Here is a 25,216-nt window from a genome sequence, read left to right as displayed (position 1 = left end):
GTTTTTTTATTTCATTTCTTTCCTACGTGTTTTTCTAAGAATTGAACAACTGGTGTAGGTTGAGTTCTTGTTAGAACTTCATCAGCTGCAATCATTGTTGGTAAATTAAGAATACCGTATTTTGATGTGAGTTTTTCAAACTCTTCAGTATCCGTTTCTTTATTTACAATTTTAATATCTGATGCATATTTATCATTCAGTCCAAACTTTAAAAACATTTTTAATGCTGCACATTGTGGGCAATCATTTTTAGTTAAAAGAATTACACTCATTTTTTCTTACCTCCAAAAGTAATGATTTTTTCACTCTCAAAGAAAAAGTCTTGGTCTTTAAGCATTTCACTCTTCATCTTTTGATAACCATTACCCTTCATTGAGAAGTTATCCATTGTCTTCGTTTCTGTATTTAAACCATTTAAGACAACTGGATTTACTTCTTCTTGTTCAAAGTAAGGGTCAAAACCTAAGTTCATTAATGCTTTATTTGCGTTATAACGCACGAATATCTTAACATCGTGAGAAAGGTCAACTGAATCATAAATTGATTCTACAAGCTCATTTTGTTCGTGATAGAGTTCAAGTAAGAACTTATACAACCACTCTTGAAGTTGATCTTGAGTTTCATTATCAAATGTTTCATAAATCTCTTGAGCAAGTCTACCTACGTAAAGACCGTGAATCGATTCATCTCTTAAGATTAAGTTAATGATTTCACCTGCTTGCATCAATTTACCTTGACCATAAAAGAATAGTGGGTAATAGAATCCTGAATAGAATAACCAGGTTTCAAGGAAAACAGATGCAACCATTGCTTTCCATTGTGCAATATTGAAATCAAGTTCTTTATAGTTTGGTGAGAATTCTTCGAATCGCTTTAAATAATTAAATCGATCAAGTTCTTTATAATAACCAACAATCATTTTCATGATTTGTTGTAAGTTTTTATGTGACTCACCCCATCTAAAGAGTTCATCAATTTCAGGTGTTGTCATATAAGTCATAAAGATATTTGAATAACTTTTAGCATGTACTGCATTTTCCATCGCAGCCATGAAATTAATAACTGCTTTTCTTTGATGGAAATGATCATCAAGTGAACGTGAGACAACAGGCATTCCGATATCACCTTGGTGTGTATCAAGGAATGTTAAGACAAGTAAGTTTCTAGCATATGCTAATTTCATCTCATCACTTAATACATGCCATACATTCAAGTCCGGTTGTAAGGAAATGTCTTCAGGACGCCAAAATTGAGATAGGTTTTGTTCATAGAAGGATTGAGTAAACTCATCTTCCATTTCATTCCAGTTGGCACCATTATATAGAATTTCTTCTACCACTGGATTCTTTTTATTTGGTTTTGTTGCCATCATGTCCTCCTTAGACTGCGCAAGATTCACATTCTTCAATTTTTAATTTTTGAGTACGTGTGTAGTATAAAGTTTTAATACCTTGGTAGTGTGCATATAGATAGTATTTTTGAAGTTCTCTTGTTGTGATATCTGATGTGATACATAATTCAAATGAGATACCTTGGTCAACGTGTTTTTGAGCCATAGCAATGACATCAATAACTTTAAAGTTATCCATACGATAAGCTGTTTCATACATGAATGCAGCTTTATCTACTGCAGGCATTGGGTAGTAAGTTTTTGAATTACCATAAGTTCTTTCTTCAACTAACTGTTTGATCGGAGTTAATGAAGGTGTTGCTGACATTACATAACCAATTGAACCATTTGGTGCAATCGCAAGACGGTGAGAGTTATATAAGCCATAAGTCAACACATCTTCTTTTAATTGTAGCCAGTCGTTATCTGTTGGAATGTAAATATCTTTAAAGATTTCTTTAACTTTATCAGTCTTTGGTAAGATTTGACCACGACCATCAAAGTATGAACCATCCGCATATTTACTCTTTTCAAAACGATAGAACTTTTCACCAGTTTCTTTAGCTTTTAACATTGAATGTTGAAGTGAATAGTAATTAACCATATTAAAGAATACATCAATTAAATCTAGGTTTTCATCGCTACCATATAAAATGTAGTTTTCAGCGATGAAACCGTGATGTCCCATAATACCAAAACCAACTGAACGGTTAAGTCTGTTTGCTTTTGCAACAGCTGGTACATGTTTGATATCTGTATTTGCTGAAACTGAGTTCATAACGTCCATTGCTGCAAATACAGTTTCTTTAATTGTGTTGTGTTTGATCATATTACCCATATGACCTGATGCTAAGTTACATGAAATATCCATACCAACGTCGTCGGCATTTGCACCGTAATCACCATAGTGTGAAGTCACGGTTGGTTGTAGAATTTCTGTACATAGGTTTGAGAATTTAACTGGCATATCAAGTGGATTAGCTTTATTCACATTATCTGAGAACATGATATAAGGGTATCCAGATTCACCTTGAAGTGATGCAATCATATCCAATAATTTTCTTGGATTTACTTTACGTTTACGAACATTTGGATTATCTGCTAGGATGTCATACCATTTATTCATATCAATTGAAACATCTGCAAAGTCAATGCCATATTCTTGGTAAACAGTATGTGGGTAGAAAACAAACATGTCTTTGTTTTCTCTTGCAAGTTCAACAAACTTATCAGGGATTACAACACCCATTGAGAGTGTTTTAACACGGATATCATCATCTGCATTTAATTTCTTAGTTGATAAGAAATCTTCAATATCCGCATGGAAGATATTAAGGTAAACGGCTCCAGCACCAGTTCTTTGCCCCATTTGGTCAGCATATCGGAAGTTGTTATCTAGAAGTTTTGCAACCCCAACAACACCTTTAGAGACGTTTGGAATACCTTTAATCGCTTCACCTTTTGCACGAAGATTTGATAGGTTAATTGAAACCCCACCACCAACTTTTGAAAGTTGCATAGAAAATTCTGAAATTCTTGAAATGTCATTTAATGAGTCACCAGCTTCAAGTAAGAAACACGATACAAATTCGCCTCTCATCTTCTTACCGGTATTTAGAAGGGTAGGTGTTGCTGGTGTAAAATCTTGAGCAATTAATGAACGGATTAATTGACGTGCTTTATCAAAATCACCATTTGCATGGTAAAGTGCGTTAACAGCTAATCTGTCTTCATATCGTTCAAGGAAGTTCTTACCATCTCTACTCTTTAACGCATAGTCGTTATAAAACTTAAATGCCCCCATATAAGTTGGGAAACGGAACTTCGCAGCATATGCGATATCATAAACGGTTTGAATTTGTTCCATTGTATATTTTGATAAGAATTCTTTTTCATAATAATTATTTTCAACAAGATATTCTAATTTTTCCTCTAGTGAATGGAAAAATTGAGTTCTTCTATTGATCTCATTTAAAAAGTAACTCTTGGCTGCTGCTTTGTCTTTTTCAATATCACGAATTTGACCGTTCTCGTCTGTGATTTGGTTATTTAAGATAATCCACTCAGGAATGATATCTTTTCTTTGATTCATATGCTTAATCCTCTTTTCTCTCTTCTTTTTCTATTAACCAGTTTTTAACAAATGCAACATCTTGTTTAAAACCGGACCCCTCAAATTTTAATACCAGTGGAATACCGTATTGTGCTTCGATTAAATCTCCTGCACGTCCGAAATTCTCACCCCAATTTTTATTTCCAGATACTGCAACACCAACAACTCTATCTTTATACTGATCAAGAAAAGATTTTGTTGTTTCAGGTATGGATCCAAAATTAATATTTCTAGTTACTAAGAAAATGTCACGTTCGGGTTTTCCTTCATAAAGTTTAATATGGACTGAAGGATACCCTAAATTTTGAGCAAACCTTTTTGTTTGTCCAGTTAAACTATCAAATACTACAAACACTTTTGACACCTTCCTTAATAATTAATGAATCGTAACAACCTCATCAGATGCTATTGTCTTTTTAAGGTCAATCACTCTTTGATTACTACTTCCCTTCCAAAGTAGGTTTAAGTTTTTTAATTGATGGATGAATGGTCCATCAATTAAGATATCCGCAGTTTTTAAAATAAGGTCCGTATCCGGACAATTTCTTGCTCGAAGTACTTCGTATGTATATCCGCTATAGACAGTAACATCTAGGTTATCTGCTTTAGCAAGTTTAACGAGTTCAAAAACTGCTCTAGGTTGTAAGAAGGGCTCACCACCAGAAACTGTAATCCCTGATAGGAGTGGATTTTTTCGCCATCTTTCCTGAATTGATTTCAAATCAATTTCTACGCCACCTTCTAAATCATGGGTGAGTGGATTATGGCACATTGGACATCTTAATTTGCACCCTTGAGTAAAGACAACAAGTCTAACACCTTCACCATCTACAATCGATTCATCAATGATATTGTTAATTCGAAGTTTAAGCTCTGAAGTGTTTAACACGTTCACTCACTTCTTTTCTCTTTGCGTCATTGAATCGATCAAGTGTTCCAACTAAGTAACCAGTAATTCTTCTAATACGATCAAATGGTTGATCAGGTGTTTCTTTTCTGCCACATTTTGGACAAAAATCATTAATGATACCAACATACTTACAAACTGGGTCAAAATCAACAGCGTGATTAATTGAACCATAACCAATGCCTTTTTCTGCCATATACTTGATAATTGTTTCAAAAGCTTTAATGTTCTTTTGAGGATCTCCATCAAGTTCAATATAGGTTATATGACCACCATTTGTTAATTCATGATAAGGTGCTTCAATATCTATCTTCTTATATGCTTCGATTGGATAATAAACTGGTATATGGAATGAGTTTGTATAGAAATCATGGTCGGTAATACCTTCAATGATGCCAAACTTCTTCTTATCAATGTTAACAAATCTTCCAGATAGACCTTCAGCTGGGGTTGCGATCAGTGAGAAGTTTAATTTCATTTCTTCAGCTTTCTTATCAACTTTTGATCGCATAAATTTAACAATCTTTAAGCCTAACTTTTGAGCCTCCACATCTTCACCATGGTGTTTACCAATTAAAACTTTAAGACTCTCTGCAAGACCGATGAATCCGACACTTAAGGTACCATGTTTAATCACTTGTTCAATGGTTTCATGAATCTTAAGTTTGTTTGAATTAATCCATACGCCTTGTCCCATTAAGAATGGGAAGTTATACACATGAAGTTGTTTTTGGATATCAAATCTTTCTAACAATTGTTCAATAACTAAATCCATGGTATGATCGAGTTCTTTGAAGAATTCTTCTTGATTCTTAGATAAAAGTGCAATTCTTGGAAGGTTAATCGATGTAAAACTTAAATTACCACGTCCAGTAACAACTTCATTTTCTGGATCAAATACGTTCGCGATAACTCTTGTTCGACAACCCATATATGCAATCTCTGTATTTGGATTGCCTTCCTTATAGTACTTTTTATTAAAGGGTGCATCTAAGAATGAGAAGTTAGGGAACAATCTTTTCGCACTTGTTTCCATTGCTAATTGGAATAGGTCATAATTAGGGTCTCCCTTTTCAAAGCTCACACCTTTTTTAAGTTTAAAGATTTGGATTGGGAAAATTGGCGTTTCACCTTGACCTAAACCTGCTTGAGTAGCCTTTAGGATAGATTCAATAACAAGTCTACCTTCATGAGATGTATCGGTACCGTAATTTAGTGATGAGAACGGTACTTGTGCGCCTGCTCTTGAGTGCATGGTATTTAAATTATGAATCAAGCTTTCCATAGCTTGATAGGTATCTTTAATTGTTTCTCTTGTTGTTTCTTTGGTAACAAAATCTAGAAGTTTAGTTACATCATGGTCAATGAACTTTTGAATCTCCTTGTCAATTGAACGGTTGTAGAGTTCAGGTACAATGCCTGTATCTTTTTTGATACGTTCTAAAAGTTCATTGCTCTCTAAGAAAATATTATTTAACTCGAAAGCCTTTGATAAGTTGTTTCTATAGTGTCTGATATATGTTTTTTTGACACCTTTTGCCATATCATAATCAAACTTAGGAACAGATTGGCCGCCATGTTGATCATTTTGATTGGATTGAATCGCAATACATGCAAGTGCTGCATATGTTTTGATATCTTGCGGTTCTCTTAATGAGCCGTGTCCAGTTTGGAAACCACCATTAAAGAGGTTATCTAAATCAATTTGACAACAAGTTAAGGTCAAGGTTAAGAAGTCTAAATCATGAATGTGAATTAATCCTTCATCATGCGCTTTTGCATGACGTGGATTTAAGACAAACATCTTATTAAATTCCTTCGCGCCTTCACTGCCGTACTTTAACATCGCCCCCATCGGTGTATCACCATTGATATTGGCATTTTCTCGTTTCAAGTCACTCTCTGTTGACTTAGAAAATGCAATATCATGATATGTACGCATTAGTCTGGTGTTTCGATCTCTAACCTTACTTCTCTCTTCACGATAGAGAATGTAAGCTTTTGCAACATCTGAGAAGTTAAGTCTAATGAGTGCACGTTCAACTTCATCTTGAATGTCCTCTACAGTGGGTACGTTATTCTTAAACTTTTGTTCAAGTGAGTTTAGTACCTCTGTGGTCACATCATCTGCCTTTTTAGAACCACGATCGGTTGCTAAAAATGCCTTTGTGACCGCCTCATTAATCTTTTCTGGATTGAATCTTACGATTCTTCCATCACGTTTTTTAATCTTTGTTATCATGATAAATCCCTTTCCTTTTCACACATTGTTTAGAGAGACTAATCACCATCTGGACGTACTGATCCATTAATTAAAAAACAATTAAATTTAATCAATTTCAATATCCAGGTTTGTGAGTATTACCATTATATGGTAGTGTAAAGTTATTTGCAACCAAAAGAAAAATGTAAATGCTTACATGATTTTTCATGCAAAAACACTTACATTTTAGTTTTCATAAATCATTCAATTTTTAGCTAATTTTAAATCAGATTTTAGCACCAATTACTTTGAATCCATCATAGAAAAATGACACATTCACTTTAAATTCTAGTGCTACTTTTGTTGGTTTAAAATCTAAGGTGTAATCAACAACATAAGGTGTTTCAATATAGAATAATCTCATGTGAAGTTTATCCTTTTCCCATGTTACTTCTATATAGTGTTTAAGTTCTTCTATCTTATAGTCTTTAAGGAATAGACTCTTACCGTATTTTCCACCATTTTTAAATACATCAAACTCGTTTTCTCTTCCATCTTCATAAGTAAATGTTAAAATTCCTTTGATTAAATTGACTTCTTTAATCTTTAATTCATTTGATGCGACTAAATAATTTCCAAAGTCTCTTGCTGAGGTGATTCGTTTAAAATCTTGTTTTTGATAAGTTAATGTAGTTAAATATTCATTCAATTTTTTTGAACTTATATCACTTTTAATTGGTTTAAGGTTTAAATTTTGATCAATAGCTGTATAGAATGCTTCGTAATGTGTGTTCTGACTGGTTGCAACGACAACTATTTTTTCTTTTTTGAATACCATAATCAATTGACCAAATGCACCATCTGCACGATAACTTCTAGGTGAAACATGGAATTGATATCCATAAGCTTTACCTGCATGTGGTGTAAAGTCTGATTCGATGACGTTTTGTTTAAGAATTTGTGGTTTAGTTGCTTGATCCAAATAAGTTTTAGATATAATTTGGGTCCCTTCATAATTCCCATCATGAAGTAACATTTTTCCAACCTTCATCATATCTGATGTTTTTAATGAAAGGCCAACACCACCAACTGTTTTTCCTTCATAATGTTCCCATGAATAATCAGTAATATTTAAATTATTAAATAAATGTTCTTTTAAGAATGCTTCTAAAGTCATACCTGTCACTTTTGTTACAATCTCACTTAACATATGACTTGTTAAAGAACAATATGCAAAATAACTGCCTGGTTTATACGGGAATTCTTGATTAAAGAACAATCTAACCCAATTACCACTTAAAAAGTTTCTAAATGAGAGTCCTGATTGAATACCGCTACCCATCATCAATAAATGTTTAATTTTGAGTTCTTTTACTGTCGGTTTATCAAGATCTTTAGTTTCTTCTTTGAAATAATCACTGACCAAATCATCTACAGTAATTTTTCCTTGGTCGCAGAGTATACCTATTGCTAATGAAGTAAAAGATTTCGTCACGGAAAATAATAAGTGTTTTGTATCTTTTTGATATGGGGGTTTAGTCCAATCAAAAATAACTTGATCATCTTGCATTATAACCATATCGATTAATTGTATTTCTGGGTGCTTTTCACATGCTTCAATTAAGTTTTTAATTCGGATGTTTTCCATAGATTAATATCCTTTCAAGTGCTCCATTCTTATTTTACTATATATAATAAGATTCTACGTGAGGTATAATAAAAACAAATGACTACTTAAATTTCAGGGGGATTCCGATGGAAATCATCACGAGTTTCGTTACTTTACTTACCGGATTATCAATCTTCTTAGTTGGTATCCACCAAATGTCATCAGGATTAGAAAAAGTATCATCTAAAAAAAATGAGTAAGGGTATGAGCAAGGTGTCCAATAATCGATTCGTCTCATTTGGATTCGGTGCATTCATTACTGCCATTATGCAGTCATCAGGCTTAGTTACCGTGATGACAATTTCATTTTTAAATGCAAATTTATTGACACTCTACCAAGGGATTGCGATTATCCTTGGAGCAAACGTTGGTACAACTTTAACTGGTTTATTAAGTAGTTTTGCTACATTTGATTTTGCAATCTATTTCTCACTTTTTACGCTTGTTGGTGTTGTCATTGAAATGACTGCGAAGAAATCAAATGTCAAACGCATTGGCCAGATTTTCATTGGCTTTGGTTTGATTTTTATTGGATTAAATCTTGCTGGTGATGCATTCAAAAATGATGCAATGAAGACTTTTATTTCAAATGTATTTGAAGCAGTTAATTTCCCAGTCTTCTTGATTATGTTGAGTATTTTATTTACTGCAATTGTGAATTCATCAACATTAGTCGTTGGGTTATCTATCTTACTTGTATCAAGTGGAACTATTCCAATCGAATACGCACTCTTTATTGTACTTGGTGCTGAGGTTGGTACGACTGCAACCGGTATGTTAGCATCCCTTCGTGGTAATGCCGACAGTAAACGTTTAGCACTTGTCCAATTTATCTTTAACTTATTAGGTTGTGTCATCTTTACATTAATAATTGTCATCTTTAACGATCCAATTCTTAATTTTATTAAATCATTTGAATTAGGGTTCCAAGTATCCTTATTCCAAATCTTCTTTAATATTTCAACTGCTGTGATTGCACTTCTCTTCATTAAACAACTAGAAAAATTATCTTATCTATTAGTGAAACCTCAAGAAACAAAGACTGAAGATAAATCCCTTAAGTTTGTTACTGAACGATTATTAAAAACACCTTCATTTGCACTAGCTGCACTTGAAAAAGAACTTTTAAGAATGTTTGAACTCGTTAAAGAGAATCTAAACAACGGATTTATTAGTATTGAAAATGGAAAACCAGAAGACATTAAAAGAGTCGATGAGATTGAAGATGTCATCGACTACTTAAATAGTGCAATATCATTATATTTAGTTAAATTATCCAGTGAACGATTAAATTATCATGCAGAACTTGTGATTGGTAAAATGTATCATGTCATCAATGACTTAGAACGCATTGCAGACCATGCACACAACTTTGTTCATTTAACGAATGCTATGGTTACCGAACAAATCTCATTTAGTGGAACTGCTCAAGAAGAACTTAAAACCTTTATTCTTGATTTAAGACATATGTTTGATTTAACCTATATCATTTATACAAAAAATAAAGTTTCCGAATTACCTCAACTTGATCAATTAGAGTCTTTAATTGATCATCATAAAGCATCCTATGAAAAGAATCATGTCGTAAGACTTAGAACGGGTGAATGTCAATTAGAACATTCTAAGTACTTCTTCGATTTTACTTCTCAATTAGAAAGAATTGGAGACCATTTAGTCAATATTGGTTATTCTACTGTCGATGTCGTAGGGGATGTAAAAACTAAGAAGACTTCTTGATTTAATATATAATTAAGGTGAATCAAGGGGGTATTAAAAAATGTTTGAATCTATATTTACTTTTTTAGGCTTTCTAATCATACCAGGTTTAATTAGTTTTCCAATCAGTAGTAAATTAAAAGATATAAAGAAACCGCTCGTCTTTCTAGTTCCAGGTATTTTGTTAGTATGTGCAATCCTCTGCTTTATGGTTGTGCTTCTCAATCCTGGTGATATGCTTTCTATTGGATTTCTAGCTTTAGGATTATTTAGTTTAACAGCAACACTTGGTTCAACAATCGCATCCATCCTATTACTTACTGTGTATAAGAGATACTCCATTAAATTTCAGAGGAGGTTATTATGGAGCTACTAACGTTTATATTAGTCATACTCGTAACTGGGGTTATAAGTTTTCCATTTAGTGCGATGCTATCTAGAAAAAAGGATATCTTCGCGTTTGCGATTCCGCTTGTCTTGTGGTTAATTGCACTTATTGTATTTGTTGCAGGCATACTTGATCAAAGTGAATTGAGTTTTCCAATTATGGCCTTTGGCTTATTAATTGGTGTTGGTGCATTAGGTTCAACCATTGCCTCAATTATTCTTGTATTTATACGAAAATAAAGGGACAAAATTGTCCCTTTTTTCATGCTTATTTTTTTGAAATTCTCTTACTAATTAATTTAGTTGCTAGTAATAAGAGTCCTAAACTTAAGGCAACACATAATATTAAAATAATATACAATGGAATTTGTTGACCAAGTACACCTAGTTCATTTAATCCATAATACTTATTAATTTCAGCTAATCCTTCAGCATTTAATTTTGTTTCTAACATTTCATATGCTTGAACAAACATGATTTGTCTTAAAAGAATCGTCATGTGTGTAAATGGAATTAAACTTGAAACATAACTCATTGCTTGAGGTAAGATTGCAAGCGGCATATAAATACCCGATGTAAACCCAATAACTGTACCAAATACCCCTGCAACTGCACCAAATGCATTAATTGATTTAATAAATGCAGTTAATAGAACCATGAATGCAGATGATATGAATGAACATAAGACAATCACTAGTGCTGCATTTAAAATAATGCTTGGATTAAAGAAAATCCCTGATGTGATACCAAGTAACCCCCAAGCTGCTAGCAACATTGCCCATGAGAGTGCGATTGTAATTAATAGTGATGAGCTATAATATGCAAAAATTACTTTAAATCGTTTCACAGGTGTAACCATGAAACCATCCATAATTTTATACTCTAAGTCATTGATTACATTTCCAAGATTACCCAATGAAATTGTTAGTGTGTTAATAACAATCAAACCTGGAATCATTTGAGAATATACAAAGAAGCTTTGTTCCTGATCTGTAAAGAGACCATTTAGTTCTTCCATTTTAAATTGGTTACCTAAGAAGAGAATATATAAACCAAGTAAAATGATTACTGATAGGAATGAGAAGAATACAGCCGTTTTATCTCTTAAGAAAATCTTAATGTTTCTTGTTGTTAACGCTAAAAATTCACTCATTTTTGTTCACCTACCACATTCACAAATACATCATCTAATGTGCCTTTAACAACTTCAAAAGTATCAATGTTATCTTTTAATTCAATAATTAAATTGATTGTGTCTTCAGTATTTTTGATTTCAACATAGTATTGATCTGCAACCTTCTTGAAGGTTCTTTTTGACTTACTTAAGAATACTTCTAATGCTTTAATATCTTTTGGAACAAGTCTAAAGTAGTCTTTTGAATATTGAACTTTAAGTTCAGTTGGTGATCCTTTAGCCACAATATTACCTTTATGGATAATGACTACATGATCAGCATTTGCTGCTTCTTCCATATAGTGTGTTGTTAGGAAAACTGTAATACCGTGTTTAATTCTAAGATTATCAATTACTTTCCATACTACTTGACGTGTTTCGGGATCAAGACCAGTTGTTGGTTCGTCAAGAATCAATAGTTCCGGATTAGAGAAAAGTGCTCTTGCAATTTCAGCACGTCTTTTTTGACCGCCTGATAAAGTTTTGAATCGTTTGTTCTCAATGTCTTTGAGTTCTAAGAATTCTGCAAGTTCATTATAACGTTCTAAAACTTTATTTTTATCTTTAAGGTAAAGAATACCTCGTGTTAATAAATTTTCTCTTACAGTTAATAGTGGGTCAAGTACATTTTCTTGGAAAACAACACCAATTTTTTCTCTAATATATGCTGGGTCATCTTTTCCGTTTAATAAAATACTGCCACCATTTCTATCAAGCAGTGTAATAATCATGTTAATAGTTGTTGATTTACCCGCACCATTTTGTCCTAAGAATGCGTAAAGTTCACCACGTTTAACATAAAAAGAAATGTTGTTCACTGCGACTAGGTCACCGAATTTTTTATAAAGTTCTTTGACTTCTAAAATCTTATCCATTTTTATCTCCTATATATGCATTTGAATATACTACCCAATCTTGATTTTAAAATAATTTGTTCGCTTAATAAAGCAATTTCCACTTTTAGAATAATCTGTTTCGATGTTTTGGATGAACAAAGACAGTAATTTCTTTATTCATGACTTCGATTTTCAATGGTCCCTTTGGACCTTTTTCACCATCTAAGTTCCAAGTCAATTTTGGATCAATATCAAATTGAATCATACTTTCATTTAAATGAAGATCATTTTTAAAATGTCTGCCTCTAAATAAATAGAACCAAACCATCTTAAACCATGAGAATGGATGGTTTCTTGTAAATATTCTAATCGCAAGTTTTCCACTATTCAATTTCACGTCTTTTGTGAATTTACTCATATTAAATCCACCAACACGTGAACCAGCTGCCATTAAGATTAAGAATGACCTTTTCTCATATATTTTAGTTTGAGTTTTTGCAATTACCTTCATTTTATACATTGAAAATAAATCATTAAATCCGTTCATCACGTAACCAATAGGACCTAACCATCTTAACTTTTTACGATCGATTTCATAGGATATTTTTGAGAACTTCCCTATTGCTGCAGCATATACAAAGTAATCCTCATTAGCTTTATATACATCCATCTCTTCAAAAATATCAGTTTTTAAAAGTGCTAAGTTATAGAAAACATTTTTACCTAACCCAAGCATGCCTGCAACATCATTTGTTGTACCATAAGGTAAAAATAAGAGTTTAGGTCTTTTTTCTTTTTCAACTTTCATAATACCTTGAATCACAGAGTGAATTGTACCATCACCACCTGCAATTAAAAAAGTATCATAGTTTTCTGCCATATCAAAACAATCCATTGAAAGATCTTTTTCTTTGGTAACTTGATAATAATCAACTTCCCATTGATTTAATTTGAAGAAGGCATTAATTTTGTCAAAGTCCTTTCGAACTCTACCTTTTCCTGAAGCCTCATTATAAATTAATACTGCTTTCATGTAGTCACCTAGTTTGTTCTTATTTTACCATTTTATGGTAATATTGTACTGTAATTAATTTTGGAGAAATACGCATGAAAACAATCTTTCCTATCTCAAATGATATCTATTTTAATCTTGCCTGGGAAGAATATATCCTTAAAGAAATCGCTAAAGATGAGGATATTTTTTTACTGTGGCAAAACAATACCGCAATCTGTGTTGGTAGAAACCAAAATGTTTATGAAGAAGTTAATTTAAGATATGTTCATAAAAATAAAATACCACTCGTAAGACGAATTTCAGGTGGTGGCACAGTATTTCATGATCTTGGAAACTTAAACTACACTTTTATTACGAAATCTAAAGATCATATAAATAACTATAAAAAAATGACTCAACCAATTGTTGATGCTTTAAATAAAATTGGTATTCCAATTGAGTTTAGTGGAAAAAGCGATTTAAAGATTCGTGGTAAAAAGGTTAGTGGCAATGCACAATTTGTTTATAAGGATTTAATACTGCATCATGGTACACTTCTCTTTGATTCTAATTTAGAATTTCTTCAAGGGTCATTAAAAGAAAAAGATGATTCAACAGAAAGTATTTCTGTTAAATCAAACCGTAGTGTTGTAACAAATATTGCAGACTATACCGAACTTTCACTTGATCAATTTAAACAATACTTATTAGAAGAAATCACTCAAAATGAAACAATCGCGCTTTCTAAGAAAGACTTTTCTAAAATTGAAAAATTGAAAGATGAAAAGTATGTCACTTATAACTGGAACTATGGTGAATCACCAAGATCAGTGATTAAGAAAAAGACCGAAACCTATGATGTCAAGATTTCTGTTGTTTACGGTATGGTTGAAGATGCATTAATTTTAGTTGATGGGTCGCTTGCTATGAGCCTTGCTTCTTCTATGGTTGGCGTTAAATTTCATCCAACTGATTTAGGTTTCTTAAAAGCTAAACATGAGGCATTATATAGTTTATTATTTGAATAAAAAACAAGGTTCCCGTTTTAACGGGAACCTTTTTTATTAGTAAACTGGAATAAACTTTTTAAATATTTTTTGGAAAATTGAAATGACTGAACCCATGGTTAAAACTGCAATAACTGTGAACCAACCAATTTGAGACCAATCAGATGCAATATATGCCATAGTAATTGCCAGTGTAATTAAAGTTGCTTCAATCATTAATTTAGTTTTAACTGTTGATTTAACTTTATCGTTTAACCAAATAAAGAAAACCTCACTTGGCGTTAATGGGAATTTAGTATTAAACATAATAAGGGCAATCCCACCACCAAGTAGAATTAGTCCACCCAAAGCACCTATAATTTGGAAAACAATTCCTGAAATAACTAAATCTTTTAAAATCCATAAATTCCAAAAATCAATAATATAACCAAATGATAATACGATTAAGAAACTCAGTAATGTATGCCATTTACGAATTAATATGAAGTTTAAAACAACCCACGCACCATTAATAATAATTGAGGCATTTCCAATAGATAAACTTGGTATAAGTTCTGATAAATAGAATGACATTGCATCAATTGGATTTGCACCTTGGTTCGCACGATAAATTAAAACAACACCAAGACCAATCGCTAAATAACCGATGATATGTAATAGAATACGATAACTAAAATTTAATACCTTCATAAAATACCTCACATCCTAATCAATTATACATGAATTTATGAATTTCGCAAGCAAAAAAAAGGAACAGTAATTTGGCTGTTCCTAATTTTATAGATTAGATGTGAATTGGTTTGTCGATTGCACCAAGTGCAGCTTCTAATGATAACTCTGAAAGTGTTGGATGTGGATGAATTGCATGTGCAATTTCATACGCAGTTGCTTCACTTGCCATTGCAACTGAGAATTCAGAAATTAATTCTGTTGCGTTATATGCATAGATGTGAACACCAACAACTTCTAAGTATTTCTTATCAACGATTAACTTGATGAAACCTTCTTTTTCACCATCAGCTAACGCTTTACCAACAGCAGCTAAAGGCACTTTAGATACTTTATAATCAATACCACGTGCTTTTGCTTCTTTTTCTGTTAAGCCAAGTGCAGCAATTTCAGGTGAACCATAGATACAAGATGGGATCTTATCATAATCCATCTTTTGATGACCTTTATTTAGAATATGTTCAACTGCAACAATACCTTCATGTTCAGCAACGTGTGCAAGCATGAATTTACCGTTAACATCCCCAATTGCATAAATACCAGGAACGTTTGTTTGTAGATATTCATTTGTCTTAATGTTTGAGCGATCCATTTCTAATCCTAAGTGTTCAAGACCCTTAGAGTTAGCACGTGTACCAACAGCCATTAAGATTAAGTCACCTTCGATAGTTACTTCTTTACCTTCTAATGCATAAGTTAATTTGTGGTCATTAACCGCTTTAACTTCTGCACCAGTTAAGATTTCGATACCATCACGTTTTAATGTCTTAGTGTATGCAACGCGAACTTCTTCATCCATTGTTGGTAAGATACCATCCATCTTTTCAATGATAGTAACTTTTGAACCAAATGAATTAAATACAGTTGCGAATTCAACACCGATAACACCACCACCAACAATCAAGATTGATTTTGGATAGTTTTGAACGTTTAATAATTCTCTTGATGTAACAACGATGCCTTTCTTATATGCATCTTCCACACCAGGAATTGGAGGAACGATTGCAGAAGCACCAGTTGCGATAATTACATTTTTAGTTTGAAGTGATTCGCCATTAACGACAACTTCATTTGCAGATTTGATATCACCAAATCCGTTGTAAACATCTACACCATTCTTCTTTAATAAGAATGCAACGCTACCTGTTAATTGCTTAACAACGCCGTCTTTACGTGAAACAATTTTTGACCAATCGAATCCGATTGTACCACTTGCTGTTACACCGTAGTCTGTTGAATGTTGTAATGTTTTATAAACTTTAGCAGATTTTAAGAATGTTTTTGTTGGAATACATCCGTGATTTAAACAGATACCACCAACAACTTCTTTTTCAACTAAAGCTGTTTTTGCCCCAAGTTGAGCAGCCTTAATAGCAGCTACGTAGCCACCAGGTCCTCCACCTACGACAATAATATCGTATGATTTAGCCATGATAATCTCCTTAGCTTAACACTAATAATGTAGGGTTTTGTAATAATTCTTTAACTCTCATTAAGAATCTACCACCATCAGCACCATCAATGATTCTATGGTCTACTGCTAATGATAATGGTAGCATAGATGCGATTTTGATTTCGCCATTTTCAACGATTGGTTTTTGTTCAATCTTACCAACACCAAGAATTGCTAATTCTGGGTAGTTAATAACTGGTGTACCAAATGCGATACCAGCTGAACCGAAGTTAGTAATTGTGAATGTACCGTTTTGTTGTTGATCTAAAGAAATCTTTCTAGCAATTGTATCATCTGCTAATTTTCTAACTTGAGTTGCAAGTTCGAATACAGATAAGTTTTGAGCGTTCTTAATGTTAGGAACGATTAAACCATCTGGAGTATCAACAGCCATACCTAAGTTGATAAATTTCTTGATATATAATTCATCTGTTTCATGGTTGAATGAAGCATTGAATGTAGGGAATTCTTTTAATGCAATAACAACAGCCTTCATAATGAATGCTAAATATGTTAATTTAATACCTTTTGATTGAGCGATATCTTTCGCACTGTTTCTAAATTCAACTAATGCGTTAACGTTAATTTCGTCAATTAAAGTTGTATGAGGAATTGTGTAAACTGATCTAACCATTGCGTTAGAAATTGCTTTGCGTACTCTTGAAATCTTAACAACTTCAACATCACCTTGTGGTTTAGTTGGAGCTGGAGTAGCTGATTTAGCAGGAGTTTGCGCAGCTGGAGCTTGTGCTGGAGCAGCTTGTTGAGGTTCGGTTTGTGCAGCAGGAGCTTTAGCAGCAGCAACGTCATCTTTTAATACACGACCTTGTTCGCCAGTACCTTTAACTGAAGCAATATCTAAACCTAAGTCTGAAGCAAGTTTTCTAGCAACAGGAGATGCTAATACTTTACCTGATGCAACTGCAACGTGTTCTTCAGAAACGCCACCGATAATTTCATCAGAAACTTCGATTTCACCAACAACACCGGCACCCTTCTTAGCTTCGCCAGCAGGTTGAGAAGCAGGTTGAGCGGCTGGAGCAGCAGATAATGTTGCACCTTTTTCACCGATTAAGACAACAGTTTCACCAACGTGAATAACTTCGCCTTCTTTCTTACCAATCTTTAAGACTGTGCCAGAAACTGGTGCAGGAAGTTCAGCATTTACTTTATCTGTTTCAACAACAACTAAAGTTTCGCCTTCTTTAACTGCATCGCCTTCTTTGAAGTTCCATTTTAGGATTGTACCTTCATGAATACCTTCACCGATGTCAGCAAATTTGAAATCATAAATGTCTGCAGAAACTGTTGCAGCTTGTTGAGGTGCTGGTTCAGCTTTAACTTCAGCTGGAGCTTGAGGAGCAGCAACTGGTGCTGCAGCAGGTGCACCTTTACCATCATCGATGATTACAACGTTTTCACCAACATGGATAACTTCACCTTCTTGTTTTCCTAATGCTACGATGACACCATCAACTGGTGATGGTAATTCAGCATTTACTTTATCTGTTTCAACAACAACTAAAGTTTCGCCTTCTTTTACTTTGTCCCCTACTTTAAAATTCCATTTTAAGATGGTACCTTCGTGGATACCTTCACCAATATCGGCAAATTTAAATTCATACATGATTTTTTCCTCCTTATGGTCTAACTTTTGCTAACTTCTTTAATTCGAAAGCAATTCTTTCTGGTTGTGGGAAGTGATAATGTTCACCTCTTGCAAGAGGAACAGTAATGTCAAATCCTGTGAAACGAACAGGTGCAGCTTCTAATGAATAGAATGCCTTTTCGTTTACCATAGCAATTAATTCAGCAGCTGGACCATAAGATTTAACAGCTTCTGTAACGACCATGAATCTACCAGTTTTCTTAACTGATGCTAATACAGTTTCTTCATCATATGGAGCGATTGTTCTTAAGTCAACGATTTCAACTGAAATACCTTCAGCTTCTACTAATTTAGCAGCTTTTTCAACTTCACGAACGATTGCACCCCAAGCGACAACAGTAATATCTGTACCTTGTTTAACAACTTTTGCTTTTCCAAGTGGAATTTCGTACATTTCAGCAGGAACTTCTTGTTTACCTGCACGATAAATACGTTTTGGTTCTAAGAATACAACAGGATCTGGATCGTTGATTGCAGCGATTAATAAACCTTTTGCATCATATGGTGTAGAAGGTGTTACAACCTTTAAACCAGGGATTGAACCAAGTAGTGTTTCGATTGCTTCTGAGTGGTGTTCAAGGGCACGGATACCACCGCCGTGTGGAACACGAACGACCATAGGTACTGTGAATTGACCTCTTGAACGGTTTCTCATACGTGCAGCATGAGTTACTAAATCTGTATAACCTGGGAATAAGAATCCATCAAATTGGATTTCAGCAACTGGTTTTAAACCATTCATTGCCATACCGATTGCAGAACCGATAATTGCTGATTCAGCGATTGGTGTATCAAATACACGTTCTTCGCCGTATTTCTTTTGAAGACCGGCAGTTACACGGAATACGCCACCTTCAAAACCAGCATCTTCACCAAATAGAACGACTGAATTGTCTTTTTCCATTGATTGATCAAGGGCTTGGTTAATAGCTTCTAATAATGTAATGATTGCCATATTACTTCGCTCCTTCTAGATATTTTTTCATATCTTCATATTGTTCTTTTAATTGTGGAGTCATTTCAGCATAAGTGTGTTCGAAGATTTCCATTAATTCAACTTTTGCACCGTATGATTCAACTTTCTTGAATGTTTCACCGATTTCATTGTTAACATCTTCAACTAACTTAGCTTCTTCTTCTTCACTCCAATAACCTTTGTTAATTAAGTAAGTCTTGAAGCGAGCGATTGGATCTTTCTTAGCCCATTCATTTTCTTCTTCTTTAGTACGATAGATTGATGGGTCATCTGAAGTTGTATGGGGTCCCATACGGTATGTGAAAGCTTCAATTAAAGTTGGGCCTTCACCTTTACGAGCACGGTCCATAGCTTCTTTTGCAACAACATACATAGCTAACATATCATTACCATCAACTTGAACAAATGGAATACCGAATGCAGCACCCTTTTGAGCTAATGATTCTGATTTAGAAGCTTTACGTACTGGAGTTGAAATTGCGTATTGGTTATTTTGAATAACCGCAACAACTGGAGCGTTGTAAGTAGCAGCGAAGTTTAAACCTTCGTAGAATTCACCGTGAGCTGTACCACCATCACCGATAGTGAATACTGTAACTTCAGGTTGTTTTCTAATCTTAGAAGCCATTGCTAAACCAGCAGCTAAGTTAGATTGTGAACCAATGATAATATTTGTAGGTAAAACTCTCACACCATCAGGTCTAATAGAACCTCTTTCGTTACCATACCAGTATAAGAATACACTTTCAAGTGTAACTCCACGGTATAATTGAAGATTTAACTCACGATACATTGGTGAGTTCCAATCTTGTGGTTCCATTGCAGCAGCTACCCCGATTTGAGCAGCTTCTTGACCCATATTAGGTGCATAAGTTAACATACGACCTTGTCTTTGGTATTGTAATGCTTTGATATCAGCGCTACGACCTAAAACAGCTGTTTTATACATTTTTAATAAGGTCTCTTTTGGTAAGTTTGGTTCGAACTTTTCGTTTACCACTTTACCATTTTGATCTAAAATCTGAAATTGCTTGTCTTTTGAAGCATCATATTTCTTAGCGATCATTAAAATTCCCTCCTATATTAGTTTTGATTGCAGTTCTATTATATAATCAAAGACCTTTTCTTTAATAGAAAAGGCTTCACTTCTAAGGCTTATTTGAGCCTTTCTTAAAAAAAAGGGTGAAATTTGTGTTTTCACCCAAAAAGTTCATTATTTTATGTATTTTTTGTAACACGTTTGTGGGAAATGATGCTATTGAAAATAGAATTGAGATGAAAGAACTCTCCAATCGTTGCCCACACTAAAGCATTACGAATATCTTTGGCGTGTGAACTAAAGGCATTTAAATCAATTTCATAGCCAAACTTTTTAATAAACAAATCAATGAATACCATTAAAGTTCTTGTATTACCTTCTCTAAAGGGGCGAATAACCCATAGGGTAACAATCATATTAGATAGGGTATCAATAAACTCACCACGGGTCATATTTTGCCAATCTAATTTCATGTATTGATCATCCACTTGTTCAAGTTCTTTCATGACTTGTGGATAATCTGCATAAACAACTGTATTCTCCCCTAAGATGAATTCACTTTGTGTCACATTGATTGTACGAATCTTTCCTGCCCATTCAAAAACATTCCTAAACAATATTCTATGTAATAAAAGCAGATCTTTACAACTTTTTAATTCAAGTGGTTCTTTTTGAAGTCTAATCATTGAAACTGCAAATTGTTTTGCAGTATATTCTTTTAATTTTGCTTTATCTTGGATACCTGCAACATTCATATGGACATTTGTCCCAGGATATAGATATGGATCTTGTGAATTTGGCATTATTTTTCACGTCCTAACGCAAACACTGCAGTTTCAAAATCAATTTCACCTTTAGCATATAAAAGTAAAATATTCTTTGCATAATCACTTGGTACACCACCACCAAATGAATTGTATCCAATTGCACGCTCTAATTGTTCATAAGCTGCATCGTATTTTGGAATTCTCACCTTAAATGGTAGGCCTTCATCTAAAACAACTTGATTTAAAAATAGATTTATCGCATCACTCATCTTTAAATTAAGTTTATCTAATACCACTTCTACTTTTTCTTTTGTATCTTTATTGACTCTTACATTAATATAATCTGTTTTCATATATATCACCAATTCAATTGTAACACATTTGTGATACAGTGTTATTTTATCTCATACTTTTTCATAAAAAAACACCTTTTTTTCAAGGTGTTTTAAGTCAAATTACTTTTGTTTTTTCTTGTCTAAATTCTTTTGAAGAATTAAAACCATTTCTCTTAAGGTTTTAGCAGCAACCGCATTTGATGCACCAGATGGATCAAGATATGGTGAGAGTTCAACAAAATCTGCACCAACAATATTGTTTAATTTTTCAAATTGATCAAATGCCCATAATAAATCTTTATATTGCATACCGCCTGGTTCAGGTGTACCTGTTCCTGGAAAGACTGCTGGGTCTAGAACGTCTAAATCAATTGTAATATAAACTGGTTTGTCTTTTAATGCTTCAACAGCTTCAGCTAAGCCTTCAAAATCAAATTTTCTTTGATAGATATGTTTCTTAGCCCATTCAAATTCTTCTTTATCACCTGAACGAATACCAAATTGGTAGATGTGATGATCACCTAAGAATTTGTGTGCATGACGCATAAATGTTGCGTGTGATAAATCACGGCCAAAGAAGTTTTCACGTAAATCTGTATGTGCATCCAAGTGGATGACATATAAATCATCATATTTCTCTTTAACTGCTTTTAAAACTGGATAGGTTACTAAATGTTCACCACCAACCATCATCGGTACTTTACCGTCTTCTAAAATGGTTTTAGTAGCATCATAAATCATATCAAGTGCGTCTTCTACTGCACCAATAGGAAGTGGAAGATCTCCAGAATCACAAGTCTTATAATCCTTTAAATCCGCATCTCTATATGGTGAATACCATTCAACACCAAATGAGTCTACACGGATTGCATTACCTGCAAAACGTGTGCCTGGTCTATAAGATGTTGTTGCGTCCATTGGACATGAGAAAATTACAACATTTGCTTCATCATATTCTGCTGTACATGATTGAAATGATAAATCTACTTTACTTAATTTCATAAGTCACCTTCGTATTTGATCCAGTTGTCTTTGTCAACAACCTTCACATAGTCTCCTTCTGTATCACTTAATATTGTTGAACCTTGTTCACGATAAAAATCTAAGTCATCTAAAATATCTTGGTTGATAATTTCACCAGGAATAACAAGTGGAATACCCGGAGGATATACCATGATGTTTTCTGCTGCAACCTCATTTAATGCATCCTCAAACTTAATAAAACGTTTAGGTGCATGATACGCCTCACGTGGACGTGCATAAGTTTCTGGGTATGTGAAACGAATCTTATGTTTAATCGTTTCATCTTTCTTGTGTTTTTTAAGATTTTTTAATCCTTCGATAAATCGATCTAAGTCCTCTTTGGTTGTTCCAATCGATAAAACTGCCAAAATAAGATGTGTTTCTGCTAGTTCCATTTGGATGTTCGATTCAGAGGATAAAATGTTATATGCATCAAATCCAGTAATCCCTAAATCAGAAACTTTAACCATGATTTTTGTTTCATCATAGTCATAACCTCTATGACTCCATACATAATCTTTTGTTATGGCTTGTAGACCTTTAATTCTGTTAATTCGGCCTCTTGCATACTTAGCAAGTGCTATCAACTCTTTTAACTTTTCTGGACCGTTTAACGCCATATAACTACGTGTTGTATCAAGGGATGCCATCAGTAAACTTGATGGTGATGTTGATTGTAGGATATTAAGTGTTGATTGAACTAAATTCACATTCACTCTTTCACCTTTTACAAGTAACATTGAACTTTGTGTCAGTGAACCAACAGTTTTATGAACTGAAAATGCAGACATATCTGCACCAGCTTCCATTGCTGAAATTGGTAAATATTCACTAAAACCAAAATGTGCACCATGCGCTTCATCTACTAACACTAACATATCGTGTTCATGTGCTAATTTAACAATTTCTTTTAAATTAGATGTGACGCCAAAATATGTTGGGTTAATAACAAACACAGCTTTAGCATCAGGGTTTTCTTCAATTGTTTCTTTCAATTCAGAAATGTTGATCCCGTTTGCTATACCTAGTTCAGAATCGATATGTGGTTTCATAAAGATTGGCATTGCACCCGATAGAATTAAACCGTTAATTGCTGATTTGTGAACATTTCTTGGGATAATAATTTTTTCTTTAGCTTTACATGCACTCATAATCATTGTAATGATACCTTGTGATGTACCATTGATTAAAAAGTATGCATGATCTGCACCAAATGCATCTGCAGCAAGTGCTTGAGCTTCTTTAATGACACCTTTACGTTTAGCAAGATTATCTAATCCTCTTGGAGCATTTGCATCAAGTCTAAAAACATTAGAACCTAAAAACTCTCGGAACTCATTTTGAATAGCTCCTAGTTTATGCCCTGGTACATCTAGTGGCGTTGTATGACTCATACCATAAGCTTTAATTTTGTCAAAAAAAGGTGTTTTAGATTGATCGAGTTTGTACATTCTGTCCCTCATAATTTATTAATATTCTTAAACAATTTAAAACTATTTTTTTACTAAATTTTTAGTCTAGAAATATTATACCACTTATGATTTTTTTCGCATAATTATTGTCAAAAATTGATTACATTTTTTAATACTATTCAATGTTATTTTTGCATAAAAAAAGTACTCGTATGAGTACTTAGTTTTTAATCTTGAAGTGGTGGCTCCGGACGGAGTTGAACCGCCGACACGAGGCTCTTCAGGCCACTGCTCTACCAACTGAGCTACAGAGCCAATAAAATGGCGGTCCGGACGGGATTTGAACCCGCGATCTCCTGCGTGACAGGCAAGCATGTTAACCCCTACACCACCGGACCGTTTTTGGTTGCGGGAAATGGATTTGAACCATTGACCTTCGGGTTATGAGCCCGACGAGCTACCAGACTGCTCTATCCCGCGATATAATTTTGATTAAGATAATAGTGGCGGAGGAAGAGGGATTTGAACCCCCGCGGCTTTTACACCCTGTCGGTTTTCAAGACCGATCCCTTCAGCCTCTTGGGTATTCCTCCGGATGATACTGTTGGTTAATTCTGGTGGACCCGGTTGGACTCGAACCAACGACCGACCGGTTATGAGCCGGTAGCTCTAACCAACTGAGCTACGGGTCCAGACTGGTAGCGGCGGGGGGACTTGAACCCTCGACCTTTCGGGTATGAACCGAACGCTCTAGCCAGCTGAGCTACACCGCCATATGTGGTTATGTTGAATCCAAACTGAGGTACTGAAATCTATACTGGTGGAGCTTAGCGGGATCGAACCGCTGACCTCCTGCGTGCAAAGCAGGCGCTCTCCCAGCTGAGCTAAAGCCCCATTGCTAGATTGTTAAGTATATAAGTGGTGCCCGGAGTCGGACTTGAACCGACATGGATTTTACTCCACAGGATTTTAAGTCCTGCGTGTCTACCGATTTCACCATCCGGGCGGATTTAATTAAAGAAAGATGGTGTCCCGTAATGGATTCGAACCATTGACACCTTGATTAAAAGTCAAGTGCTCTACCTACTGAGCTAACGGGACATATAGGTGGTGCCGAAAACAGGAATTGAACCCGCAACCTACTGATTACAAATCAGTTGCTCTGCCAGTTGAGCTATTTCGGCATCAGTATTAAGAGTGGTGGAGGCTGACGGGATCGAACCGCCGACCCTCTGCTTGTAAGGCAGATGCTCTCCCAGCTGAGCTAAGCCTCCGTAATTGATGAGATAATGCCTGGCAACGACCTATTTTCGCTATTTGTATTAACTATCGTCGGCGCTAAGGTGCTTAACTGCTGTGTTCGGGATGGGAACAGGTGGATCCACCTTGCTATTGTCACCAGACATACTCTCAAAAC

The 25,216-nt window shown here is 34.3% G+C and carries 23 protein-coding genes, 11 tRNA genes and 1 rRNA gene; 4 read left to right on the top strand and 31 right to left on the bottom strand.

Features of this window, described 5'->3' with window-relative positions; genetic code table 11:
• Positions 1–11: 11 nt before the first annotated feature.
• The 7 genes from JV173_RS06370 to JV173_RS06340 form a co-directional block, all read right to left on the bottom strand.
• Positions 12–272: a glutaredoxin family protein gene (locus tag JV173_RS06370; protein ID WP_205735476.1), complete on the bottom strand. Its 261-nt coding sequence runs from the start codon at positions 270–272 to the stop codon at positions 12–14.
• Positions 269–1,369 carry a class 1b ribonucleoside-diphosphate reductase subunit beta gene (nrdF, locus tag JV173_RS06365; protein ID WP_205735475.1) on the bottom strand — a complete coding sequence of 367 codons (1,101 nt, stop codon included), beginning with the start codon at positions 1,367–1,369 and terminating at the stop codon, positions 269–271. Before nrdF ends, JV173_RS06370 begins: the two co-directional genes overlap by 4 nt.
• 10 nt (positions 1,370–1,379) lie before the next feature.
• Positions 1,380–3,482, bottom strand: a complete 2,103-nt coding sequence (nrdE, locus tag JV173_RS06360) for a class 1b ribonucleoside-diphosphate reductase subunit alpha (RefSeq protein WP_205735474.1) — start codon at positions 3,480–3,482, stop codon at positions 1,380–1,382.
• 4 nt (positions 3,483–3,486) lie between these two features.
• On the bottom strand, positions 3,487–3,858 hold the full coding sequence (nrdI, locus tag JV173_RS06355; RefSeq protein WP_205735473.1) for a class Ib ribonucleoside-diphosphate reductase assembly flavoprotein NrdI: 372 nt from the start codon (positions 3,856–3,858) through the stop codon (positions 3,487–3,489).
• A 21-nt stretch (positions 3,859–3,879) separates the two neighbouring features.
• Positions 3,880–4,392: an anaerobic ribonucleoside-triphosphate reductase activating protein gene (gene nrdG / locus JV173_RS06350; RefSeq protein WP_205735472.1), complete on the bottom strand. Its 513-nt coding sequence runs from the start codon at positions 4,390–4,392 to the stop codon at positions 3,880–3,882.
• Positions 4,370–6,652 (bottom strand): anaerobic ribonucleoside triphosphate reductase, encoded by a 2,283-nt coding sequence (locus tag JV173_RS06345; RefSeq protein ID WP_205735471.1) that lies wholly within the window; start codon positions 6,650–6,652, stop codon positions 4,370–4,372. The genes nrdG and JV173_RS06345 overlap by 23 nt, the downstream gene beginning before the upstream one ends.
• A gap of 247 nt (positions 6,653–6,899) precedes the next feature.
• Entirely contained in the window at positions 6,900–8,261 is a 1,362-nt protein-coding gene (locus JV173_RS06340; protein WP_205735470.1) for a serine hydrolase domain-containing protein, read from the bottom strand.
• Between the two features lie 225 nt (positions 8,262–8,486).
• Here JV173_RS06340 and JV173_RS06335 point away from each other — a divergent pair, with 225 nt between their 5' ends.
• Genes JV173_RS06335 through JV173_RS06325 form a run of 3 tightly spaced genes read left to right on the top strand, consistent with a single transcriptional unit; the run spans position 8,487 to position 10,625 of the window.
• The gene (locus JV173_RS06335) at positions 8,487–10,019 is read left to right on the top strand and encodes a Na/Pi cotransporter family protein (protein ID WP_205735469.1); all 1,533 of its coding nucleotides are present in this window, start codon (positions 8,487–8,489) and stop codon (positions 10,017–10,019) included.
• A 40-nt stretch (positions 10,020–10,059) separates the two neighbouring features.
• Positions 10,060–10,374: a hypothetical protein gene (locus JV173_RS06330; RefSeq protein ID WP_205735468.1), complete on the top strand. Its 315-nt coding sequence runs from the start codon at positions 10,060–10,062 to the stop codon at positions 10,372–10,374.
• A complete protein-coding gene (locus tag JV173_RS06325; protein WP_205735467.1) occupies positions 10,362–10,625 on the top strand; it encodes a hypothetical protein in 264 nt (87 codons plus the stop codon). The genes JV173_RS06330 and JV173_RS06325 overlap by 13 nt, the downstream gene beginning before the upstream one ends.
• Positions 10,626–10,653: 28 nt before the next feature.
• Here JV173_RS06325 and JV173_RS06320 read toward each other — a convergent pair whose 3' ends face one another.
• The 3 genes from JV173_RS06320 to JV173_RS06310 all read right to left on the bottom strand — a co-directional run bounded on the left by JV173_RS06320 (position 10,654) and on the right by JV173_RS06310 (position 13,428).
• Positions 10,654–11,538, bottom strand: coding sequence for an ABC transporter permease (locus tag JV173_RS06320; protein WP_205735466.1), 885 nt, complete (start codon positions 11,536–11,538; stop codon positions 10,654–10,656).
• Complete coding sequence (locus JV173_RS06315; protein WP_205735465.1) at positions 11,535–12,434, bottom strand: ABC transporter ATP-binding protein; 900 nt, start codon at positions 12,432–12,434, stop codon at positions 11,535–11,537. The genes JV173_RS06320 and JV173_RS06315 overlap by 4 nt, the downstream gene beginning before the upstream one ends.
• Before the next feature lie 85 nt (positions 12,435–12,519).
• Positions 12,520–13,428, bottom strand: a complete 909-nt coding sequence (locus JV173_RS06310; protein WP_205735464.1) for a diacylglycerol/lipid kinase family protein — start codon at positions 13,426–13,428, stop codon at positions 12,520–12,522.
• A 74-nt stretch (positions 13,429–13,502) separates the two neighbouring features.
• Here JV173_RS06310 and lplA point away from each other — a divergent pair, with 74 nt between their 5' ends.
• Complete coding sequence (gene lplA, locus JV173_RS06305) at positions 13,503–14,417, top strand: lipoate--protein ligase (protein WP_205735463.1); 915 nt, start codon at positions 13,503–13,505, stop codon at positions 14,415–14,417.
• A 36-nt stretch (positions 14,418–14,453) separates the two neighbouring features.
• Here the strand turns inward: lplA and JV173_RS06300 are convergent, their stop codons facing one another.
• From JV173_RS06300 to rrf, 21 genes are all read right to left on the bottom strand, one after another.
• Positions 14,454–15,086, bottom strand: a complete 633-nt coding sequence (locus JV173_RS06300; protein WP_205735462.1) for a DUF6198 family protein — start codon at positions 15,084–15,086, stop codon at positions 14,454–14,456.
• Between the two features lie 94 nt (positions 15,087–15,180).
• Positions 15,181–16,557, bottom strand: coding sequence for a dihydrolipoyl dehydrogenase (lpdA, locus tag JV173_RS06295; RefSeq protein ID WP_205735461.1), 1,377 nt, complete (start codon positions 16,555–16,557; stop codon positions 15,181–15,183).
• 10 nt (positions 16,558–16,567) lie between these two features.
• On the bottom strand, positions 16,568–18,205 hold the full coding sequence (locus JV173_RS06290) for a 2-oxo acid dehydrogenase subunit E2 (protein ID WP_205735460.1): 1,638 nt from the start codon (positions 18,203–18,205) through the stop codon (positions 16,568–16,570).
• Positions 18,206–18,218: 13 nt separating this feature from the next.
• On the bottom strand, positions 18,219–19,202 hold the full coding sequence (locus JV173_RS06285) for an alpha-ketoacid dehydrogenase subunit beta (RefSeq protein WP_205735459.1): 984 nt from the start codon (positions 19,200–19,202) through the stop codon (positions 18,219–18,221).
• A gap of 1 nt (position 19,203) precedes the next feature.
• Positions 19,204–20,289 carry a pyruvate dehydrogenase (acetyl-transferring) E1 component subunit alpha gene (gene pdhA / locus JV173_RS06280; RefSeq protein ID WP_205735458.1) on the bottom strand — a complete coding sequence of 362 codons (1,086 nt, stop codon included), beginning with the start codon at positions 20,287–20,289 and terminating at the stop codon, positions 19,204–19,206.
• Between the two features lie 152 nt (positions 20,290–20,441).
• Entirely contained in the window at positions 20,442–21,065 is a 624-nt protein-coding gene (locus JV173_RS06275) for a Fic/DOC family protein (RefSeq protein ID WP_205735457.1), read from the bottom strand.
• Positions 21,065–21,382 (bottom strand): type II toxin-antitoxin system RelB/DinJ family antitoxin, encoded by a 318-nt coding sequence (locus JV173_RS06270; RefSeq protein ID WP_205735456.1) that lies wholly within the window; start codon positions 21,380–21,382, stop codon positions 21,065–21,067. Before JV173_RS06270 ends, JV173_RS06275 begins: the two co-directional genes overlap by 1 nt.
• Before the next feature lie 102 nt (positions 21,383–21,484).
• Entirely contained in the window at positions 21,485–22,366 is an 882-nt protein-coding gene (gene speB, locus JV173_RS06265; protein ID WP_205735455.1) for an agmatinase, read from the bottom strand.
• Positions 22,363–23,838: an aminotransferase class I/II-fold pyridoxal phosphate-dependent enzyme gene (locus tag JV173_RS06260; RefSeq protein WP_205735454.1), complete on the bottom strand. Its 1,476-nt coding sequence runs from the start codon at positions 23,836–23,838 to the stop codon at positions 22,363–22,365. The genes speB and JV173_RS06260 overlap by 4 nt, the downstream gene beginning before the upstream one ends.
• Positions 23,839–24,038: 200 nt before the next feature.
• A tRNA-Phe gene (locus tag JV173_RS06255) sits at positions 24,039–24,114 on the bottom strand.
• A 7-nt stretch (positions 24,115–24,121) separates the two neighbouring features.
• Positions 24,122–24,197, bottom strand: a tRNA-Asp gene (locus JV173_RS06250).
• A 5-nt stretch (positions 24,198–24,202) separates the two neighbouring features.
• Positions 24,203–24,279 (bottom strand) — tRNA-Met (locus JV173_RS06245).
• A gap of 24 nt (positions 24,280–24,303) precedes the next feature.
• Positions 24,304–24,392, bottom strand: a tRNA-Ser gene (locus JV173_RS06240).
• A 22-nt stretch (positions 24,393–24,414) separates the two neighbouring features.
• A tRNA-Ile gene (locus tag JV173_RS06235) sits at positions 24,415–24,491 on the bottom strand.
• A gap of 4 nt (positions 24,492–24,495) precedes the next feature.
• Positions 24,496–24,572, bottom strand: a tRNA-Met gene (locus JV173_RS06230).
• Positions 24,573–24,617: 45 nt separating this feature from the next.
• A tRNA-Ala gene (locus JV173_RS06225) sits at positions 24,618–24,693 on the bottom strand.
• 25 nt (positions 24,694–24,718) lie between these two features.
• Positions 24,719–24,805: transfer RNA gene (locus tag JV173_RS06220), tRNA-Leu, on the bottom strand.
• A 19-nt stretch (positions 24,806–24,824) separates the two neighbouring features.
• Positions 24,825–24,900, bottom strand: a tRNA-Lys gene (locus JV173_RS06215).
• A 7-nt stretch (positions 24,901–24,907) separates the two neighbouring features.
• A tRNA-Thr gene (locus tag JV173_RS06210) sits at positions 24,908–24,983 on the bottom strand.
• Between the two features lie 14 nt (positions 24,984–24,997).
• Positions 24,998–25,073, bottom strand: a tRNA-Val gene (locus JV173_RS06205).
• 17 nt (positions 25,074–25,090) lie between these two features.
• Positions 25,091–25,202, bottom strand: a 5S ribosomal RNA gene (rrf, locus tag JV173_RS06200).
• Positions 25,203–25,216 lie beyond the last annotated feature (14 nt).

It is taken from the genome of Acholeplasma equirhinis, from assembly GCF_017052655.1.
GTDB classification, from domain to species: Bacteria; Bacillota_I; Bacilli_A; order Acholeplasmatales; family Acholeplasmataceae; genus Acholeplasma; species Acholeplasma equirhinis.
This window is presented reverse-complemented; position numbering and strand designations above follow the sequence as displayed.

Coding starts and splice junctions, on each gene's coding strand:
- JV173_RS06335 (WP_205735469.1), top strand. CDS start 8,487: ATGAGCAAGGTGTCCAATAATCGATTCGTCTCATTTGGATTCGGTGCA.
- JV173_RS06370 (WP_205735476.1), bottom strand. CDS start 272: ATGAGTGTAATTCTTTTAACTAAAAATGATTGCCCACAATGTGCAGCA.
- JV173_RS06260 (WP_205735454.1), bottom strand. CDS start 23,838: ATGTACAAACTCGATCAATCTAAAACACCTTTTTTTGACAAAATTAAA.
- JV173_RS06320 (WP_205735466.1), bottom strand. CDS start 11,538: ATGAGTGAATTTTTAGCGTTAACAACAAGAAACATTAAGATTTTCTTA.
- JV173_RS06285 (WP_205735459.1), bottom strand. CDS start 19,202: ATGGCAATCATTACATTATTAGAAGCTATTAACCAAGCCCTTGATCAA.
- pdhA (WP_205735458.1), bottom strand. CDS start 20,289: ATGATCGCTAAGAAATATGATGCTTCAAAAGACAAGCAATTTCAGATT.
- JV173_RS06330 (WP_205735468.1), top strand. CDS start 10,060: ATGTTTGAATCTATATTTACTTTTTTAGGCTTTCTAATCATACCAGGT.
- nrdE (WP_205735474.1), bottom strand. CDS start 3,482: ATGAATCAAAGAAAAGATATCATTCCTGAGTGGATTATCTTAAATAAC.
- nrdF (WP_205735475.1), bottom strand. CDS start 1,369: ATGGCAACAAAACCAAATAAAAAGAATCCAGTGGTAGAAGAAATTCTA.
- JV173_RS06340 (WP_205735470.1), bottom strand. CDS start 8,261: ATGGAAAACATCCGAATTAAAAACTTAATTGAAGCATGTGAAAAGCAC.
- JV173_RS06300 (WP_205735462.1), bottom strand. CDS start 15,086: ATGAAGGTATTAAATTTTAGTTATCGTATTCTATTACATATCATCGGT.
- JV173_RS06345 (WP_205735471.1), bottom strand. CDS start 6,652: ATGATAACAAAGATTAAAAAACGTGATGGAAGAATCGTAAGATTCAAT.
- lplA (WP_205735463.1), top strand. CDS start 13,503: ATGAAAACAATCTTTCCTATCTCAAATGATATCTATTTTAATCTTGCC.
- JV173_RS06270 (WP_205735456.1), bottom strand. CDS start 21,382: ATGAAAACAGATTATATTAATGTAAGAGTCAATAAAGATACAAAAGAA.
- JV173_RS06315 (WP_205735465.1), bottom strand. CDS start 12,434: ATGGATAAGATTTTAGAAGTCAAAGAACTTTATAAAAAATTCGGTGAC.
- JV173_RS06290 (WP_205735460.1), bottom strand. CDS start 18,205: ATGTATGAATTTAAATTTGCCGATATTGGTGAAGGTATCCACGAAGGT.
- JV173_RS06325 (WP_205735467.1), top strand. CDS start 10,362: ATGGAGCTACTAACGTTTATATTAGTCATACTCGTAACTGGGGTTATA.
- lpdA (WP_205735461.1), bottom strand. CDS start 16,557: ATGGCTAAATCATACGATATTATTGTCGTAGGTGGAGGACCTGGTGGC.
- JV173_RS06310 (WP_205735464.1), bottom strand. CDS start 13,428: ATGAAAGCAGTATTAATTTATAATGAGGCTTCAGGAAAAGGTAGAGTT.
- JV173_RS06275 (WP_205735457.1), bottom strand. CDS start 21,065: ATGCCAAATTCACAAGATCCATATCTATATCCTGGGACAAATGTCCAT.
- speB (WP_205735455.1), bottom strand. CDS start 22,366: ATGAAATTAAGTAAAGTAGATTTATCATTTCAATCATGTACAGCAGAA.